The sequence below is a fragment of the Duganella sp. GW822-FHT06D06 genome (assembly GCF_058799615.1).
Genome location: NZ_JBXALQ010000004.1, coordinates 323,161 through 343,204, shown reverse-complemented (window position 1 = coordinate 343,204; position 20,044 = coordinate 323,161). Strand labels below are relative to the sequence as shown.

The following is a 20,044-nucleotide window of genomic DNA, read 5'->3' as shown; positions in this document are numbered from 1 at the left end:
CCCTGTCAGTTTTAACAGTTAGGCCCCGGTCATGTCGAACGTTCCCGCTTTTAAAAGTCTGCTCCATCTGCTGCAATACCGTGCCGAACAGGGGGCCGACGAGGCCGCCTACATCTTCCTGCCGGACGGCGACGGGCAGCCGGAAACGTTGACTTACAAGGAACTTAATGCCAGAGCGCAACACATCGCGGCGCATTTGCAGGCGCGCGGAGACATGCGCGCGCAACCCGTGCTGTTGCTGCTCCAACCCGGACTCGATTACATCGCGGCGTTCTTCGGCTGTCTGTATGCCGGTGCGTTGCCGGTGCCGGCCTATCCGGCGAGCAGCACGCGCCAGCTGGCGCGGCTGCAGGCCGTGGTCGACGACGCGCGCGCGCAGACGGCCATCACCACCAGCGTCGATCTGCAGCGCATCGACAAGCTGCGCGGCCGCGCGCCGCAATTTTCCATCAGCGACTGGCTGGTGCTCGACCAGTTGGCGCCGCACGCCGGTGCCTGGCGCGACCCCGATGTCGATGGCGACACGCTGGCCTTCCTGCAATACACCTCGGGTTCGACCAGCACGCCGAAAGGGGTGATGGTCAGCCATGGCAACCTGCTCAACAACCTGCAACTCATCGGTGACGCGATCAACGTGTGCGCATCCGACGTGACCGTCTCATGGTTGCCTCCGTATCACGACTTCGGCTTGATCGGCGGCATCCTCCATCCCTTGTACTGGGGCCATCGCTGCGTCTTCATGCGGCCGGCGTCCTTCCTGCTCCATCCTTATCGCTGGCTCAAAGCCATCAGCGACTACCGCGGCACCATCGCCTCGGCGCCCAACTTCGCCTACGACCTGTGTGTGCGCGCGATCACGGCCGAGCACATGGCCACGCTGGACCTGGCCAGCTGGCGCATCGCCTCGAATGGCGCCGAACCGGTGCGCCTGGAAACCGTGCGCCAGTTCGGCGAGCATTTCGGCGCCTGCGGCTTCCGCCCGCACGCCATGGTGCCTGGCTACGGGCTGGCCGAGTCCACCCTGCTGGTGACGGCGGTGCAGGGCACGGCGCCCGGCCAGTTGCCAACGCATCTGAGCCTGTCGAAGGCGGGGCTGCAGCGGCAAGCGGTCGAGCCGTGCGCGGACGGCCCCGATGCGGTCTCGATGGTGAGCGTGGGGAAAATTCTGGCGCACTACCGCGTCGCGCTGATCGATCCGCAGACGCTGCGGCGTTGCGCCGCCGACAGCGTCGGCGAACTGTGGGTCCAAGGGCCCTGCGTGGCGCAAGGGTACTGGCAGCGGGACGAAGCGACCCAGGCCACGTTCCAGGCCCACATCGCCGGCGAGGATGATGGCCCGTATTTGCGTACGGGCGATCTCGGCTTTTTCCATGACGGCGAACTGTATCTCTGTGGACGGCTGAAAGACCTGATCATCGTCAATGGCCGCAACATCTATCCGCAGGATGTCGAGAACGCCTCGTTCACGGCGCACGAACAGCTCAGGATCGACGGCGCGATCGCCTTCGGCGTGGCGGACGAGCGCAGCGAGCGCCTGGTGCTGGTCCAGGAAATGGATTTCCGCCACGGCGCCGATACCGCCTTGTTCGGTGTGATCGCCAACGCGGTGGCGGAACAGGTCGATTTGCCGCCGGACACCATCGTGCTGGTCAAGGCGGGCCAGCTGCCGCGCACCTCCAGCGGCAAGGTCCAGCGTCAGCTGTGCAAGAAGATGTTCGAAGAGGGAGAACTGGCGTCGCTGGCGCGTTGGGACCGGCCGCTGCGCGCGCACGAAAAAAACGCGCCGTCCGCTTCCGCACCGGCGCCGGGCCAGGCGGCGGTTGGCGCCGCCGCGATGCTGGCGCTACTGCGCGACAAGCTGGCGGCCCGGCTCGGCCTGGCGCCGCTGGAGATCGATCCCCGGCAGCCGTTCGCCAGTTATGGCTTGGACTCGCTGACGACGATACAGCTGGCCGACGAGTTGTCCGGCGCGCTGCAATGGACGATCTCGCCGACGGTCTTCTGGGACCATCCATCGTTGGCGCAACTGGCGCAGTTCCTGGCCGAACAAGCGGTGGCGCCGGCCGAACCGGCGGCGGACCAAGGCCAGGGCCAGGGCGACAGCGCCGAGCCGATCGCCATCATCGGCATGGGCTGCCGTTTTCCGGGCGCCAACGATATCGAGGCATTCTGGGCGCTGCTGCGGCAGGGCGGGGTGGCGACGGCGGCGGTGCCCGCCGGGCGCGTGGCCGCGCACACCTTCGCCGCCGCGCACGGCGGTGCGCCGCAGGTCAACCTGGGTGGCTTTCTCGATCAGGTCGACCTGTTCGATGCGCCATTCTTCGGCATTTCGCCGCTGGAGGCGGCACGCATCGATCCGCAGCAGCGGCTGATGCTCGAGGTGGCATGGGAGGCGCTGGAGAATGCCGGCATCCCCGCAGCCCGGATCGCGGGCAGCCGCACCGGCGTGTTCGTCGGCGTCTCCACCCACGACTATGAAAGCCTGCAAGCCGGCGCCGCCGACGGCCCGACGCTGTATGCGGCCGCCGGCAACGCCGCCAGCATCGCCGCCAATCGCCTGTCCTACCTGCTTGACCTGCGCGGCCCGAGCGTCGCCGTCGACACCGCTTGTTCGTCGTCGCTGGTGGCGGTGCACCTGGCTTGCCAGAGCCTGCGTCGTGGCGAAACGGCGCTGGCGTTTGCCGGCGGCGTCAATCTGATCCTGTCGCCCGAGCTGGGCGTCGCCTTCGCCGGCGCCGGCATGCTCGCCCCCGACGGCCTGTGCAAGTCGTTCGACGCCGCCGCCGACGGCTATGTCCGCGGCGAGGGCTGCGGCATCGTCACGCTCAAGCGCCTGGCGGACGCGCTGCGCGATGGCGACCCGATTCGCGCGATCATCCGCGGTTCGGCGGTCGGCCAGGATGGCCGCAGCAATGGCTTGATCGCGCCCAACGGCGCGGCCCAGGTCGACGTGCTGCGGTGCGCGCTCGCCGATGCGGCCGTGGCGCCGGCCGAGATCGGCTATCTGGAAGCGCACGGCACCGGCACCGCGCTGGGCGACCCGATCGAACTGCGGGCGTTGAAGGAGGTCCTGTTGCCGGGCCGCGCCGCCGACCAGGGCTGCTACATCGGCACCGTCAAGACCAACATCGGCCATCTGGAAGCGGCCGCCGGCATCGCCGGCCTGATCAAGACCGTGCTGGCGCTCGAACACCAGGCCATTCCCGCCAACCAGCACTACCGTATCCCGAATCCGCACTGCTCGCTGGACGGCGTGCCGCTGGCGATTCCAACCCGCCTGCAGGCTTGGCCGCGCAGCGCGCCGCAGCTGGCGGGGGTCAGCTCGTTCGGGTTCGGCGGCACGCTGGCTCACGTCGTGTTGCAGCAAGGGCCGGCGCCGACGCCGTCCGGCGCCGCCTGGCCGTGGCAGTTGCTGACTTTTTCCGCCAAAACCGACACGGCATTGGCCGCCGGCGCCGGCCGCCTGGCGGCCCACCTGGCCGGCCGCAGCGACGCCGACCTGGCCGACCTCGCCTACACCCATCAGATGGGGCGGGATGCCTTCGGCTGGCGCAGCATGCTGGTGTGCAGCGGCAGCGACGACGCCAGGCAAGCGCTGGGCGCACCGACGCCGCAGCGCGTCCGCCGCGCGCCACTGCCCAAGCAAGTGGCGCCGGTATTTTTCATGTTCCCCGGCCAGGGGGCGCAGCAGCCAGGCATGGCGCGCCAGTTGTACCAGCAACTGCCGGCTTTCCGCGCGACGGTCGACCGCTGCGTGGACAGCGTGCAGCGCCAGTGCGGCATCGACCTGCACGCGCTGCTGGGGCTGGCCGATGCGGCAGTCGCGCCGTCGGCGGAACAACTCCAGCAAACCCGGCATGCGCAGCTGGCGCTGTTCGTCATCGAGTATGCTCTGGCGCGGCTGTGGATCGATGGCGGCATCCGGCCGGCGGCGATGATAGGCCACAGCCTGGGCGAATACGTGGCGGCCTGCGTGGCCGGCGTGTTCTCGCTCGACGACGCGCTGGCGCTGGTCGCCGCGCGCGGGCGGTTGATGCAGGAATTGCCGGGCGGCGCGATGTTGAGCGTCAGCCTGGGGGAAGAGCAACTGGCCGGCTATCTGAACGACGGCATCGCGCTGGCGGCGGTCAACGGCCGCGAACGCTGCGTGGTCGCGGGCAGCGAGCAGGCGGTGCAAGCGCTGGAGCAGACCTTGAGCGGGCAGGGCGTTTCGCATCGCCGCCTGTCCACCTCGCACGCCTTCCATTCGCATATGATGGATGCGGCGCTGGCGCCGTTCGGCCAGCTGGTGGCGGGCTTCGCGCTGCATGCGCCGAGCTTGCCTTTCCTGTCCAACGTGACGGGCACCTGGATCACGCCCGACGAGGCGACCTCGCCGGACTATTGGGTGCGGCATCTGCGCCAGCCGGTGCGTTTCGCCCAGGGTTTGAGCGCCCTGGCCGAGCGCAGCGGCGCCGCCGAGGCGCTGTGCCTCGAAGTGGGGCCGGGCAGAACCCTGACCACGCTTGCCAGGCAATTCGCCAACGCCGGCGCCTGCCGCTGGACCATGTTGCTGTCGCTTGGCGCCGCCCCGGCCAATGAGCCCGACCTGGCGCAATACCTGGGCACGCTCGGTCAGCTGTGGCTGGCCGGCCAGGAGGTCGACTGGAGCGCGCTCCATGCGGGCCAACAGCGGCGCCGCGTGCCTGCGCCGAGCTACCCGTTCGAACGGTTGCGCCACTGGGTCGAAACGTTGCCGGCCATGCCGGCGCAGCGCGCGTCCGCCGGCACAGCGCAGCCCGTCGCGGCGGCGCCGACCGTGCCGTCCCTGGCGATGTCGACGGCGCGGCCGGACGTGGCCGGGATCGAACGCGAGATTTGCGCCATCGTGGCCGAATTGCTGCGCATCGAACCGGGCAAGATCAGTGTCGACGCGCCGCTGCTGGAACTGGGGGCGGACTCGCTGATCCTGGTGCAGGCCATCAGCCGTATCCAGAAACACTTCGAGGTCACCGTCACGATCCGCCAGCTGTTCGAGGAATTGACCAGCATTGCGCTGCTGGCCGAGTTCATCGGCACGCAGTTGGCGGTGGCGGCGCCGAGCCAGCCGCCGGCCCCGGTCGAGCGGGCCGACGCCGTGGGCGACCCGGCGGCGTCGCCGCTCGAACGCATCATCGCGCTCCAGATCGAAGGCTTGGCGCAGATGACGCAGCAAACCACCCAGGTGCTGCTGCAGCAGCTCGACGCCCTGAAGGCCGACCGCGACGCTGCGCCGTACCAACATCAGCACCAGCGCCTGCCGGCGACCATCCCGGCGCCGGTCGTGCGCGCGGCGCCGACCCAGCCGAAGCAGTTCGATCCCTACGCACAGCTGACGTCGCACCAGGCCGCCTATCTGCGCCAGTTCATGCAGCGCTTCGTCGCGCGCACCCGTGGCTCGATGGAGCAGACGGCGCAGTACAAGCCGGTCCACGCCGACTACCGCGCCCAGGCCGGCTTCCGCTTTTCCGCCAGCGACCCGGTGCTGCCGCTCACGCTGCGCGAGCTGTTCTATCCCATCGTCTCGGAACGGGCCGCCGGTGCGCACATCTGGGACGTCGACGGCAATCAATACGTCGACCTGACGATGGGCTTCGGCGTGCACCTGTTCGGCCACAGCCCCGACTTCATCCAGCAGGCGCTGCAGCATCAGATGCAGCAGGGCATGCCGATCGGCCCGCAGTCGCCGCTGGCCGGCGAGGTCGCGCAACTGGTGCAGGAGTTGACCGGCATGGAGCGCGTCGCCTTCTGCAATTCGGGCACCGAAGCGGTGATCCTGGCCTTGCGCCTGGCGCGCACCGCCACCGCGCGCAAAAAATTCGTCATGTTCAACGGCTCCTACCACGGCTGGTCCGACGGCTCGCTGGTCGGGGTCGACCTGGACCAGGGCGGCACCGGCATGGCCGCGCCGCTGATGCCGGGCCTGACGCCGGGCATCGAACAGCATGCGCTGGTGCTCGAGTACGGCGAGGCCGAATCGCTCGACATCATCCGCCGCCACGGCCATGAGCTGGCGGCGGTGCTGGTCGAGCCGGTCCAGGGGCGGCACCCGGAACTGCAGCCGCGCGCCTTCCTGCAGCAACTGCGCGCGCTGACCCGGGAGCTGGGGATCACGCTGATCTTCGACGAGATGATCACCGGCTTCCGCCTGCATCCGGGCGGCGCGCAGGCGCTGTTCGGCGTGAGCGCCGACATCGCCACCTACGGCAAGGCCGCCGGCGGCGGCATGCCGCTCGGCATGGTCGCCGGGGCGGCGCGCTACCTGGATGCGGTCGACGGCGGCCGCCGCGACAGCGTCGATGGCCGCGCCTCGGTCACCACCACCTTCTTCGCCGGCACCTTCAGCAAGCACCCGCTGACGATGGCGGCCGCGCGTGCCGTGCTGGGCAGGATGAAACGCGAAGGCCCGGCACTGCAGGAGCGGCTCACGCAGCGCACCGGCGCGCTGGTCGAGCGCATCAACGCGCTGTTCGCGCGCGAACAGTTGTCGATGCGGCTGGTGCAGTGCGGTTCCTTGTTCCGGCTGAACACCACGGGAAATCTCGACCTGTTCTGCTACCACCTGGTCGCGCATGGCCTGTACGTGTGGGAGGGACGCAATATGTTCCTGTCCACCGCGCACAGCGACGCCGATCTCGATTTCATTTACCGCGCCTTCGAGGCCAGTGTGCGCGACCTGCGCGACGGCGGCTTCCTGCCGCCTGCGCCGGGTCCGGCGGACCGGGCGGCGCCGCCCGAGCGCGCGCCGCAAGCGGACGCGACGAGCCTGGCGTTGACCTCGACCCAGCAAGGGATCTGGCTCGAGTGCCGGCTCAATGCCGAGGCCGGGTTGGCCTACCATACCCACGTCGGCTTGCGTCTGCACGGTCCGCTCGACCCGGCGTTGCTGCAGCGCGCCCTGCGCCAGGTGGTCGCGCGCCACGATGCGCTGCGCGCCGTGATCGACGCCTCCGGAGAATTGCAGCGGGTGTTGCCCGCGCCGGACATCGAGCTGGCGCTGGCGCCGTCGGTAGCGGCCAGCGCGCCGGCGGGCGCGCTGGAACGCTGGCTGGAGCAAGACAGCCAGCGCCCGTTCGACCTCGAGCGCGGACCATTGCTGCGCGCGGCCCTGTGGCGCGACGACGCGCAGCGGCACCTGCTGTCGCTCACGGTGCACCACGTTGTCATCGATGGCATCTCGCTCGCTGTGCTGGTGGCGGAAATTGCCGAGCTCTATAACGCACTGTGCCGGCATGGCGCGCCCCAGCTGCCGCCGGCGGCGCCGCTGTGGGATTACGTGGAACAGCGCCAGGCGTATCTGGACAGCGAGCAGTGCCGGCGCGACGAGCGTTACTGGATGGACCGGTTCACCGACATGCCGGCGCCGCTGGCCTTGCCGACCGACCGCCCGCCGCACCGCCAGTCGTCGCTGCGCGCCCAACGCCGGCAAGTGACGCTGGACGGCCTCCAGTACCAGCAACTGCTGCAACTGGGCCCGCGCCATGGCTGCACGCTGTTCATGACGCTGATGGCGGCCACCTCGGTGCTGCTGCACCGCTTGACCCATCAGGATGACCTGGTGATCGGCATTCCGGTTGCCGTCGGACGGCCGGACGATGGCGAAGCGCACCTGGTCGGCTGTACCCTCAACGTGGTGCCGGTGCGCTGCCGGCCACGGGCCGACGCCATCTTTTCCGATTACCTGGCCGACATCAAGTCGTCGCTGGTGGAAGCGTATCTGCATGCCGACTATCCGTTCGCGCTGCTCACGCGCAAGCTCGGCCAGCGGCACAACGCCCAGCGCAGGCTGCTGGCGCCGGTGATGTTCAACCTCGACCGTCCGCGCGACATGCCGGCCTTCGCCGGGTTGGACGCCGCACTGGCCGAAAGCCCGATGAGTTACGGACAGGACGACCTGATGCTCGACATCACGCAGTTGCCCGAGCAACTGGTGATCAAGTTCCAGTACAACACCGACCTGTTCGACGCCGAGACGATCGAACGCATGGCGGGCTATTTCAAGCGCCTGCTGGCCGGGATCGTGGCCGACCCCGGGCGTGCGCTCGGCGAGTTGCCGATGCTGGACGACGGCGAGCGCCGGCGTTTGCTGGTCGAATGGAATGCCACTGCCACGCGCTACGACGGCCCGCACACGCTGGCGGCGCTGTTCGAGGCGCAGGCGGCGCGCTCGGCCAACGAGCTGGCGCTGGTCTACGAGGACAGCGAGCTGACTTACGCGGAACTCAATGCGCGGGCAAACCGGCTGGCGCACCGGCTGCGCGAGCTTGGGGTAGGGCCGGATGTGCTGGTCGGCATCTGCGCCGAGCGCTCGGTCGAGATGGTGGTGGGCTTGCTGGCGGTGCTCAAGGCCGGCGGCGCCTACCTGCCGCTGGATCCGGCCTACCCGGCGCAGCGCCTGGCGTACATGCTGGACGACGCCGCACCGACGGTGCTGCTGACCCAGACCGGGCTGCTGGCGCAATTGCCCGCTCACGGCGGCGTGACGCTGTGCCTGGACGCCGCGCAGACATGGGAGAACCACGGCGCGCACAATCTGCCGTCGATCACGCTGCCGGCCCACCTGGCCTATGTGATCTACACGTCCGGCTCGACCGGCCGGCCCAAGGGCGCGGCGGTGGACCAGGCGGGCATCGTCAACCGCTTGCGCTGGATGCAGGAGCAATACGGCCTGGTGGCGGGCGAACGGGTACTGCAGAAGACGCCGTTCAGCTTTGACGTCTCGGTGTGGGAGTTCTTCTGGCCGCTGATCACGGGCGCGACGCTGGTGGTGGCCAAGCCCGGCGGGCATCAGGACGTGGCCTACCTGGCCGCGCTGATCGCGGCGCAAAACGTCAGCACGTTGCATTTCGTGCCGCCGATGCTGGACGTGTTCCTGGCCACGGCCGACACGCGCCTGTGCGCGCCGTTGCGGCGCGTGATCTGCAGCGGGCAAGCGTTGCCGCTGGAGTTGCAGCAGCGCTTCTTCGAGCAACTGCCTGACGTGGAGCTGCACAATCTGTACGGGCCGACGGAGGCGTCGGTCGACGTCAGCTACTGGAAGTGCCAGGCCGGCCTCGGCTCGCCGCACGCCAGCGTGCCGATCGGCCGGCCGATCGCCAACCTCGCGCTGCACGTGCTCGACGCGCAGCTGCAGCCGGTGCCGGTGGGCGTGGCGGGTGAGCTGCATATTGCCGGGATCGGCCTGGCGCGCGGCTACCTGGGGCGCGGCGCGTTGACGGCGGAGAAATTCATCCCCAACCCGTTCGGGCCGGCGGGCAGCCGCATGTACAAGACGGGCGACCTGGCGCGCTACTTGCGCGACGGCGCCGTCGAGTACCTGGGACGTCTCGACGACCAGGTGAAAATCCGCGGCTTGCGGATCGAACTGGGCGAGATCGAGGCGGCACTGAAGGCGCAGCCAGGGGTGCGCGATGCGCTGGTGCTGGCGCGCGAGGACGTGCCGGGCGAGCCGACGCTGGTGGGCTACGTGGTGGCGCACGGCGATACGCCGGATGCTGCGCAGGACGCCGCCGCGCTGCGCCTGGCGCTGGCGACGACGCTGCCGGAGTACATGGTGCCGCGCCACATCGTCGCCATCGCGCAGTTCCCTTTGAGCCCGAACGGCAAGATCGAGCGCAAGGCCTTGCCGGCGCCCGTGGCCGGCCTTGGTCCTGGCGAGGCCGCGCAGGTCGGGGCCCGGACCCGGACCGAGGCGACCTTGTGCCGCATCTGGGGCGAGCTGCTCCAGCGCGATCCGGTTGGCGTGCACGACAACTTTTTCGACCTGGGCGGAAATTCCTTGCTGGCGGTCCGGCTGATCGAGCGGCTGCGCGCCGAGGGCATGCGGCTCGATGCGCGCCGGCTGTACGCCGCGCCGACCGTGGCCGCGCTGGCGCTGGCCGTCGGTGACGGGTATGACGAGGCCGAGGTGCCGCCCAACGGCATTCCCGACGGCTGCGACGCGCTGAGCGCGGAGATGCTGACGCTGGTGCAACTGACCCCCAACGAAGTGGCGCAGATCGTGCGCGCAACGCCGGGCGGGGCGGCCAATATCCAGGACGTCTATCCATTGACACCGCTGCAGGAGGGCATCTGGTTCCATCATGTGGTCAGCCCGGAGAACGACGCCTACGTCATGGCCACCGTGCTGGCGCTCGATACGCGCGCCCGGCTCGACGCCTTTGTCGCGGCGCTGCAGGCGGTGATTGCGCGCCACGACATCCTGCGCACGGCGGTGCTGTGGGACGGCTTGGCCAACCCGGTGCAGGTGGTGTGCCGGCAGGCGACTATGCTGGTCGAGGAACTCACGCTCGATGCGCGGCTGGGCGACCCGGCCGCGCAGCTGCAGGCGCGCCACGCGCCGGGCCGCTACCTGCTGGACCTGCGCAGCGCGCCGCTGATGCGCGGCTTCGTGGTGTTCGATCAGGCCCAGGGGCGTTGGCTGCTGCAAATCCTGGTGCACCACCTGGTGTGCGACCATGCGTCGCTCGAGCTGCTGATCGCCGAAGTCCAGACCATTCTGCGCGGGCAGTCCGAACAATTGCCGCCGGCGCTGCCGTTCCGTAACTTCGTGGCGCAAGTGCGCAGCACGACGCGGGAAGCGGCGCACCAGGCGTTCTTCAGCAATATGCTGGCCGGCGTGCACAGTTCGACCGCGCCGTTCGGTCTGCTGGATGTGCAAGGCGACGGCTCGGACGTCACCGAGGCGCGGCGCGGCGTCGCACCGCAGCTGGCCGACCGGATACGGCAGCAGGCGCGCTTGCACAGCGCCAGCAGCGCCAGCCTGATGCATCTGGCCTGGGCCATGGTGCTGGCGCGGGTCTCGGGCCTGCAAGACGTGGTGTTCGGCACGGTATTGCTCGGTCGCATGCAAGCGGCCGGTAGCGACCGCGTGCTGGGCCTGTTCACCAACACGCTGCCGGTGCGCATCACGCTGGCCGAACCGGGTGTGGCGCATGACGCGGCGCACAGCCTGCGCGCGACCCATGCCTTGCTCAGCGAATTGCTGGCGCACGAGCATGCGCCACTGGCGCTGGCGCAGCGCTGCAGCGGCGTGGCGCCGACCGTGCCATTGTTTTCGGCGCTGTTGAACTACCGCCACAGCGGCGACGGCAGCGACGCCTTTGCGGCCTGGGAAGGCGTGCAGTTGCTCAGCGAAGACGAGCGCACCAATTATCCGGTCGTGATGGCGATCGACGACCTGGGCGACGGTTTCGACATGGTCGCGCAGGTGGTCGATGCCGCGCAGGCCAACGCCTTGTGCGACTACATGCATACCGCGCTAGAGCGGCTGGTGCTGGCGCTCGAAACAACCTCCGCCGCGCCCATCGCCGGCCTGGATATTTTGCCGGCCGCCGACCGCGAGCGACTGCTGCTGACGTGGAACGACACCGCCAGCCGTTACGACGGCCCGCCCACCATCCACGCATGGTTCGAGGCGCAAGTGGCGCGCGCCGGCGCGCGGGTGGCGCTGGTGGATGAAACCGGCGAGTTGACCTACGCCGAACTCAATGCGCGCGCCAACCGGCTGGCGCACCATTTACGCCAACTGGGGGTAGGGCCCGATGTGCTGGTGGGCATCTGCGCCGAGCGTTCGCTGGATACGGTGGTGGGCTTGCTGGCGGTGCTCAAGGCGGGCGGCGCCTACCTGCCGCTGGACCCGGCCTATCCGGCGCAGCGCCTGGCCTACATGCTGGACGACGCCAGGCCGGCGGTGCTGCTGACGCAATCGCACCTGCTGCCGGGCTTGCCGGTGGCGGACTGGCAGACATTGTGCCTGGACCAGGGCCAGGCGTGGGCCGGCCATGGCGCGCACAACCCGCAGTCCGACACCCACCCGGCGCACCTGGCCTATGTGATTTACACGTCCGGCTCGACGGGCCGGCCGAAAGGCGTGGCGCTGGCGCACGCGGGTGTCGTCAACTTCCTGCGCAGCATGGAGCAGGCGCCCGGCATGAGCGCCGGCGATGTGCTGCTGAGCGTGACGTCGCTGTCGTTCGACATCGCCGCGCTGGAGTTGTTCCTGCCGCTGATGTGCGGCGCGCGTACCGTGCTGACCACGCGCGAGCAGGCCGGCGATCCGCAGCGCCTGGCCGCCATGATCGACGCGCACGGCGTCACCGTGATGCAGGCCACGCCGTCGACCTGGCGCATGCTGGTCGACGCCCAATGGACGCCGCGCCTGCCGACGCTCAAGCTGCTGTGCGGCGGCGAGGCGCTGCCGCGCAAGCTGGCGGATGAACTGCTGCGGCGCGTGCCGGCGATCTGGAACTTGTACGGCCCCACCGAAACGACGATCTGGTCGGCCGCGCATTGCATCACGCCGTGCGCCACCGAGCCGCTGATCGGCCGTCCGCTGGCCAACACGCGGATCTACATCCTGGACGCCGAACTGCAGCCGGTGCCGCCCGGGGTGGCCGGCGAACTCTACATCGCCGGCGACGGCCTGGCGCGCGGCTACTTGCGCCGCCCCGGCCTGAGCGCCGAGCGCTTCCTGCCCGATCCGTTCGCGGCGCCGGGCGCGCGCATGTACCGCAGCGGCGACCTGGCCAGGTTCGACGCCGACGGCCGCATCGACTGCCTCGGCCGGATCGATGGCCAGGTCAAGCTGCATGGCTTCCGCATCGAGCTGGGCGAAATCGAGACGGCGCTGGCGGCGCAGCCGGGCGTGCGCGAGGCCATCGTGCTGGCGCGCGAGGTGGCGGCCGGCGACCTGCGCCTGGTGGCTTACGTGGTGCCGCACGGTGAGGCTGAGGCCGCGTCTGCGGAGGCGGCGTCGGCCTGGCGCGCGGCGCTGGGGTCGATGCTGCCCGACTATATGCTGCCGGCCCACTACGTGACGCTGGCGCAGTTCCCGCTCACGCCCAACGGCAAGATCGACCGCAACGCCTTGCCGGCGCCGGAAGGTCTGCGCAGCGAGGCCGGCTATGTCGCGCCGCGCGACGCCACCGAAGAGACGCTGGCGAGTATCTGCGCCAGCGTGCTCCAGCTGGACCGGGTGGGCATCCATGACAACTTCTTCACGCTGGGCGGCCATTCGCTGCTGGCCACGCAGGTCACGTCGCGCATCCGCAAGGAGTTCGGCGTCAACCTGCCGGTGCGGGTCCTGTTCGAAACGGCAACCGTGGCCGAGCTGGCCGAGCGGATCGGCAATCTGCTGCGGCTGTCGCACGAAGCGGTCGCGACGGACGCCGACGGGATGGAAGAGATCGAGTTCTGAGGCGCCGACGGCGGCCTCAGCCCCCTTATTTAGACTTTGGCAGGACCACAAATGAATCTGGAAAAATTCCTCGTAGAGCTGAAAGACCTGGGCGTCACACTGACGGTTCAGGACGGAAAATTGCGCAGCCACGGCGCCAAGGGGGCCTTGACTGCGGACCTGCAAGCGACGATCCGCCAGCACAAGGACGCGATCGCCGACTTCCTGACGAACGTGCTGGGCGGCGGGCGCGAGCAGGCCATCGAACGGATCGCGCGCGGCGCCGCCTTGCCGCTGTCGTTCGCCCAGCAGCGGCTGTGGTTCCTCGACCAGTACCAGCCGGGCAGCTCGGCCTACAATATCGCCGCCGCCGTACGACTGTTCGGCCAGCTCGACCTCGATGCCTTGACCTGGTCGCTGAACCAGATCGTGCGCCGCCACGAAGTGCTGCGCACCACCATCGTCGCGCGCGACGGCGCGCCGCAGCAGGTCGTGGCGCCGGAGCTGGCGCTGACCATCGCCGTCAAGGACCTGTCGGCCATGCCGCATGGCGAACAGGAATCGCAGGTCCAGTGCCTGGCGCTCGACGAGGCCGGCATCCCGTTCGACCTGGCGACCGGGCCGCTGATCCGCGCCAGCCTGATCAAGCGGGCCGACGACGAGCACCTGTTGCTCTTCACCATACATCACATCGTGGCCGACGGCTGGTCGATGGGCGTGCTGGTGAAGGAACTGGCCTTGCTGTACCGCGCCGACGGCCGCCGCGCGCCGCTGCCGGAGCTCGATATCCAATACGCCGACTTCGCCCACTGGCAGCGCCTGCGGCTGGACGAGGCGGCGCTCGGCGCCCAACTGCGCTACTGGAAACAGCAGCTGGACGGCGCACCGGCGCTGCTGGCGTTGCCGACCGACCGCCCGCGCCCGGCTACGCCAAGGCAAGAGGGGGCGACGCACCGCTTTGCCATCGGCGCGCCGGCCACGGCGCGCCTGAACGCATTGAGCGCGGCTGCCGGAGCCACGTTGTTCATGACCTTGGCGGCGGCCTTCAATGTGCTGCTGGCCCGTTACTCGGGCCAGGACGACATCTGCCTGGGCACCGTCATCGCCAATCGCAATCATAGCGACCTTGAGCCGCTGATTGGCCTGTTCGCCAACACGCTGGTGCTGCGCACCCGCATCGAGGGCAACCCGGCGTTCAGCGCGGTGCTGCAACAGTTGCGCACCACCGCGCTGGAAGCCTATGCCCATCAGGACATGCCGTTCGAGCAGCTGATCGACGCCCTGCAAGTCAGCCGCAGCAGCAATCACGCGCCGCTGTTCCAGGTCAGCTTCGCGCTGCAGAACGCGCCCATGGGTGAACTCGCGTTGCCGGGCCTGCGCCTGCAAACCGTCGAGAGCGGCGCCACGGCGGCCAAATTCGACCTCGCGCTGACCATGACGGAAGTGGAGGGCACGCTGGAGGCGACGCTGGAGTACGACGTCGAACTGTTCGAGCGCGCCACGATCGCGCGCATGGCGGCCCATTTCACCCGCCTGCTCGACGGCATCGTGGCCGATCCCGACAGTCCGGTCCACGACCTGCCGCTGATGGACGCCGCCGAAACGGCGCAACTGATCGCCCAAGGCCGTCCACGCGCCGGCGCGCCGGACAGCGGCGCGACGCTGCACCGCTCGTTCGAGGCCCAGGCGGCGCGCACGCCACACGCGGTGGCGCTGGTGTACGGCGAGCGTCAACTGAGCTACGCGGACTTGAACGCCAGCGCCAACCGCCTGGCCCACTACCTGCGCAGCAACGGCGTGGGGCCGGAAAGCCTGGTGGGCCTGTTCGTCGAACGCGGCATCGACATGGTGGTCGCCTTGCTGGCGGTGCTCAAGGCCGGCGCCGCCTACCTGCCGCTGGACCCCGGCTATCCGCAGGAACGCCTGGCCTTCATGCTGGACGACGCCCGGCCGGCGCTGCTGTTGACGCAGCAGCGGCTGGCGCCGCGCTTGCCCGCGCTGGCGATCAAGGCGATCGAGCTGGACACCGAGGCCGCCGCCTGGCAGGCGTTTTCCGCCGACAACCCGGACAGCGGGGCGTTGCCCGGCAACCTGGCCTACGTCATCTACACCTCCGGTTCGACCGGCAAGCCCAAGGGCGCGTCGCTCCCGCACGCCAACGTCATGCGCCTGTTTGCGCAGACCGAGGCCTGGTTCGGTTTCGGCGCCGACGACGTCTGGAGCCTGTTCCATTCCTGCGCCTTCGATTTTTCCGTTTGGGAAATCTGGGGCGCCCTGCTGCACGGCGGCAAGCTCGTCATCGTCAGCTTCGACGTGTCGCGCTCGCCCACCGAGTTTCACGCCTTGCTGGCCAGGGAACAGGTCACGGTGTTGAACCAAACGCCGTCCGCCTTCCAGCAACTGATGGCGGTGGACCTGCAGCGCGAAGGCGGCGCGCCGCTGGCGCTGCGGCACGTGATCTTCGGCGGCGAAGCGCTCAACCGCGCGGCGCTGGCGCCGTGGTTCGCCGCCCATGGCGACGAGCTTCCCGCGCTGGCCAATATGTACGGCATCACGGAAACGACGGTGCATGTCACCTATCAGCGCCTGCGCGCCGATGGCGCGGCGCCGCGCTCGGTGGGCAAGCCGATCCCGGACCTGGGCGTCTACCTGCTGGACGCTCAGATGAACCCGGTGCCGGCCGGCGTCGTGGGCGAGCTGCATGTGGCGGGGGCGGGCCTGGCGCGCGCCTACCTGAATCGCCCCGGCCTGACCGCGGAACGGTTTGTGCCCGATCCATTCGGCGCCACGCCGGGTGGCCGCCTGTACAAGTCCGGCGACCTGGGGCGCTACCTGCCCGATGGCAGCCTGGAGTACCTGGGACGGGCCGACAGCCAGCTCAAGCTGCGCGGCTTCCGCATCGAGCTGGGCGAGATCGAAGCCGCCCTGACCGAGTTGCCCGGCGTGCGTGAGGCGCTGGTGCTGGCCACGGACAACGACGACGGCGAGCAAAGCCTGGTCGCCTACGTGGTCGCCGATGCCGACGCCGACGCTGATCGCGATGTCGAGATCTCGCACTTCCTACACCAGCAGGACGAGCGCAACGGTGTCGAGCAAGGGCCTTGGACGGCGGCCGGCTTGCGCAAGGCGCTGGCGCGGCGTCTGCCCGAGTACATGCTGCCGGCGCACTTTTGCATGCTGGCGGCGTTGCCACTGACGGCGCACGGCAAGGTCGACCGCAAGGCACTGCCGGCGCCGGATGGGCTAGGCGTGGCTGCGCGCTTCGTGGCGCCGCGCACCGCACTCGAAGCCAGCGTGGCCGGCATCTGGCAGAGCGTGCTCAAGCTGGAGCGGGTGGGCGTCGAGGACAATTTCTTTGAAATCGGCGGCCATTCGCTGCGCGCCACCATCGTGCTGGCGCAGGTGAACCAGGCCTTCGATGTCGAAGTCGGCGTGCGCGCCCTGTTCGAAGCGCCCACGGTCGCCGGACTGGCTGCCCATGTCGAGGCGGCGCAAGGGCGGCGCCAGGGGGGCGGGTGCGCCATCGAACGGCTGCCAGCCGCCGCCGCGTACGCGATCTCGCCGGCGCAACAGCGCCTGTGGTTGTTGCACCAGCTGGACCCCGACAACACGGCCCACCATGGCATGGCCTTGCTGGACTTGCCGCCGAATATAGGCCGCGCGGCGCTGGAACGCGCGCTGAGCGCGGTCGTCGCCCGCCATGAAGTGCTGCGCACGGTGTTTCGGACCGGCGACGGCGTCTTGCCGCTGCAGGTGATCGAGGCCGCGCGGCCGGTGCTGCTGGCGGAAAGCACGCTGGCGTCGGCGCCGGCGCTGCAGGAATATGTCAGGCAATTTGTCGCCCGGCCGTTCGATTTCGAGCAGGGCCCGCTGTTCCGCGTGGGGCTGCTGCACACCTGGGACGGCCGTCGCCTGCTGCTGTCGTGCATGCATGAGGTGGTGGCCGACGGCAGCTCGACCGCGGTGCTGCAGCACGAGGTGATGGAGCTGCTGCAGGCCGACCTCCAGGGCCGCGCGCCGCGCCTGCCGGCGTTGCCGATCCAGTACAAGGACTACGCCGCCTGGCAGAACGGCTTGCTGGAGGCCGAATCCGGCGCCGCCAGCCGCCAATACTGGCATGCGCGGCTGGGCTCCGGCATGGTGCGCTTGCAACTGCCGTTCGACTCGGCGCCGACGCTGTCGGCGTCCAACCGTGGCGCGCGCTATCACTTCAGCGTGTCGGGCGCGACGCACGGCGCCCTGAAGGCGCTGTGCGTGGAGCGTTCCGTGACGCCGTTCATGCTGCTCCACGCCAGTCTGGCGGTGTTGATGGCGCGCCTGACCGGGCAGCGCGACATCGCGCTGGTCACGCCGGTCGCCGGCCGCAATGCGGCCCCATTGCAGCCCTTGATCGGATTCTTCCTGAACACCCTGGTGCTGCGCACGCAAGTCGAGCCGGACCAGTGTTTCGACGACCTGCTGATGCGGGTGCGCGACGATACGCTGGCGGCGCTCGAGCACCAGCACTATCCGTTCGAACGCCTGATCGAGGAGCTGAAGCTGGCGCGCCCGGCCAGGCAGTTCCCGGTGACGCCGGTGCTGTTCAACGTGCTGAGTTTCCGCGACCAGGACACGCCATACCACCGTCCGCCGGCGGCGCACTGCGCGCTCGATCAGGACATGAAGATCGAGCTCGAACTGACGGTCCAGGAGCACGCCGACGTCTGGGCCTTCCAGTGCGACTATCGCAGCGCGCTGTTCGCGCCGGAGACCATCGAATACCTGATGGGGCAGTGGCTGGCGCTGATCGGACAGATCGCGCTGGCGCCGCGCACCGCGAGCGCGGCGTGGGACCTGTTCGCCGCGCCGCGCGCGCTGGCGCTGGCCTCGCCCTATCTGCGCTTTGCCAACGCCTTGCCGGCGCCGACGACGCCGGAGCCGGTGCTGGAGCGCCTGCGGCGCGTGACCGAGGCCAGCCCCGATGCGGTGGCGCTTGAATGGCAAGAGCGGCAATGGTCGTATGCGCAATTGGCCGCCGAGAGCAACCGGGTGGCGCGCCACCTGCTGCAACTGGGCCTGGTGCGCGGCGAGGTGGTCGGCCTGATGCTGGCCGATCCGCTGTCCCATGTCGCCGCCGTCATCGGCACCATGCAGGCCGGCGGCGTGTTCGCCACCTTCGACGCGGCGGAACCGCCGGTGCGCTTGCGGATGCTGGTCGAAGCGGCCGCGCCCAACTGGTGGATGGTGGACCAGGCCGCGCTCGACGCCATCGGCGGCATCGCCGACCAGCTGGCGGCGGCGCCGCGCGGCATCTGGCTAGGCGCCGGAACGCCGGCGCCCGGCTTCGCCGCGCTGGCCGACGATGCGCGGCCGCTGGCGGCCCAACTTGAGCCGGAAGATCCCTGCTACATTTTCTTCACCTCGGGTTCGACCGGCAAACCCAAGCCGATACTCGGCAAGGCACGCAGCCTGGCCCACTTCATCGATTGGGAGATCGCCGAGTTCGGCCTGGACGCCGCCTGCCGCGTGAGCCAGTTGACGGCGCCGACCTTCGACGCCTTCCTGCGCGACCTGTTCGTGCCGCTGTGCGCGGGCGGCACGCTGTGCCTGCCGCCAGCCCATCGGATCGCGCCCGACCAGTTGCTGGACTGGCTGGAGCGGTCCGCCGTCGGCATGGTCCATTGCGTGCCGTCGGTGTTGCGCAACCTGCTGGCCTACCTGCAGCAGGAACCCGACGCGGCCGTCGCCGGCCGCCTGCCGGCGCTGCAACGCATATGCCTGTCGGGCGAGGTGCTGCTGCCGGCCACGGTGCAGGCATGGCAGGCCCACTTCGGTACGCGGATCGAGCTGGTCAATTTCTACGGCGCGTCGGAAACCACGATGATACGTTGCTTCCACCGCGTCACGCAGGCCGACATCGAGCGCGGCTTCGTGCCCGTCGGTAAGCCGATCGCCGACACGCAGGTGATCGTGCTCGACCCGGCGGGGCGGCCGTGCGCGGCCGGCAGTCCGGGCGAAATCTTCATCCGTTCGCCGTTCTTTACGCTGGGGTACTACCGCGCCCCGGCGCTGAGCGCGGCGGTGTTCGTGCCCAACCCCTTGCGTAAGCACGACCCCGAGCGGGTCTACCGCAGCGGCGACATGGGCCTGTTCCTGCCCGACGGCAGCCTGCGCTTCCTCGGCCGGCGCGACGGCCAGGTCAAGGTCAACGGCGTGCGGGTCGAGATCGGCGCCATCGAGGATGCGCTGCTCAGCCACCCGCAGGTGGTGGAAGGCGCGGTGGTGCCGCATACGGCCGCCGACGGCGCCACCACGCTGCACGCCTACGTGGTCGCCAGCGGGCCGTTGACGGTGGCGCTGCGCGGCTACCTGGCCGAGCGCATGTCGCTCAGCTCGATACCGCACAGCTTTACCGAACTCGACGCGCTGCCGATGACCAGCAGCGGCAAGCTCGATCGCAAGGCGCTGGGCCAGCGTCAATTGCCGGCCGTGGCGACCAGCGGCGTCGCCTACGCCGCGCCCACCAGTGCGACCGAACGGACGCTGATCGCGCTGTACGAGGAAATCCTCCAACGCGGCAACGTCGGCGTGCATGACGATTTCTTCGCCCTCGGCGGCCATTCGCTGCCTGCGCTTCTGCTGCTGTCGCGCGTCGGCAAGGCGTTCGGCGTGGAAGTGGCGCTGCGCATCCTGCTGGAATCGCCGACGGTGGCGCAATTGGCCAAGGTGGTCGACACCCTGGTCAGCACCGCCGCCGACCAGGAGATATCGATGGAAAGCCTGCTGGCGGAGGTTCAAAGCGAACTGGCGTCGATGATCAAGACGGCCGAGTAGCGCGCCGTGCGGCAGCCCCCACCCAACCTCCTATTT

The 20,044-nt window shown here is 69.5% G+C and carries 2 protein-coding genes; both read left to right on the top strand.

Annotated elements, in window-relative coordinates; translation table 11 throughout:
- The first annotated feature begins 31 nt into the window (after positions 1–31).
- Positions 32–13,216 carry an amino acid adenylation domain-containing protein gene (locus AC1RMD_RS10105; protein ID WP_492926185.1) on the top strand — a complete coding sequence of 4,395 codons (13,185 nt, stop codon included), beginning with the start codon at positions 32–34 and terminating at the stop codon, positions 13,214–13,216.
- Positions 13,217–13,267: 51 nt separating this feature from the next.
- Positions 13,268–20,008, top strand: coding sequence for an amino acid adenylation domain-containing protein (locus tag AC1RMD_RS10100; protein WP_492926182.1), 6,741 nt, complete (start codon positions 13,268–13,270; stop codon positions 20,006–20,008).
- Positions 20,009–20,044: the final 36 nt, after the last annotated feature.

Coding starts and splice junctions, on each gene's coding strand:
- AC1RMD_RS10100 (WP_492926182.1), top strand. CDS start 13,268: ATGAATCTGGAAAAATTCCTCGTAGAGCTGAAAGACCTGGGCGTCACA.
- AC1RMD_RS10105 (WP_492926185.1), top strand. CDS start 32: ATGTCGAACGTTCCCGCTTTTAAAAGTCTGCTCCATCTGCTGCAATAC.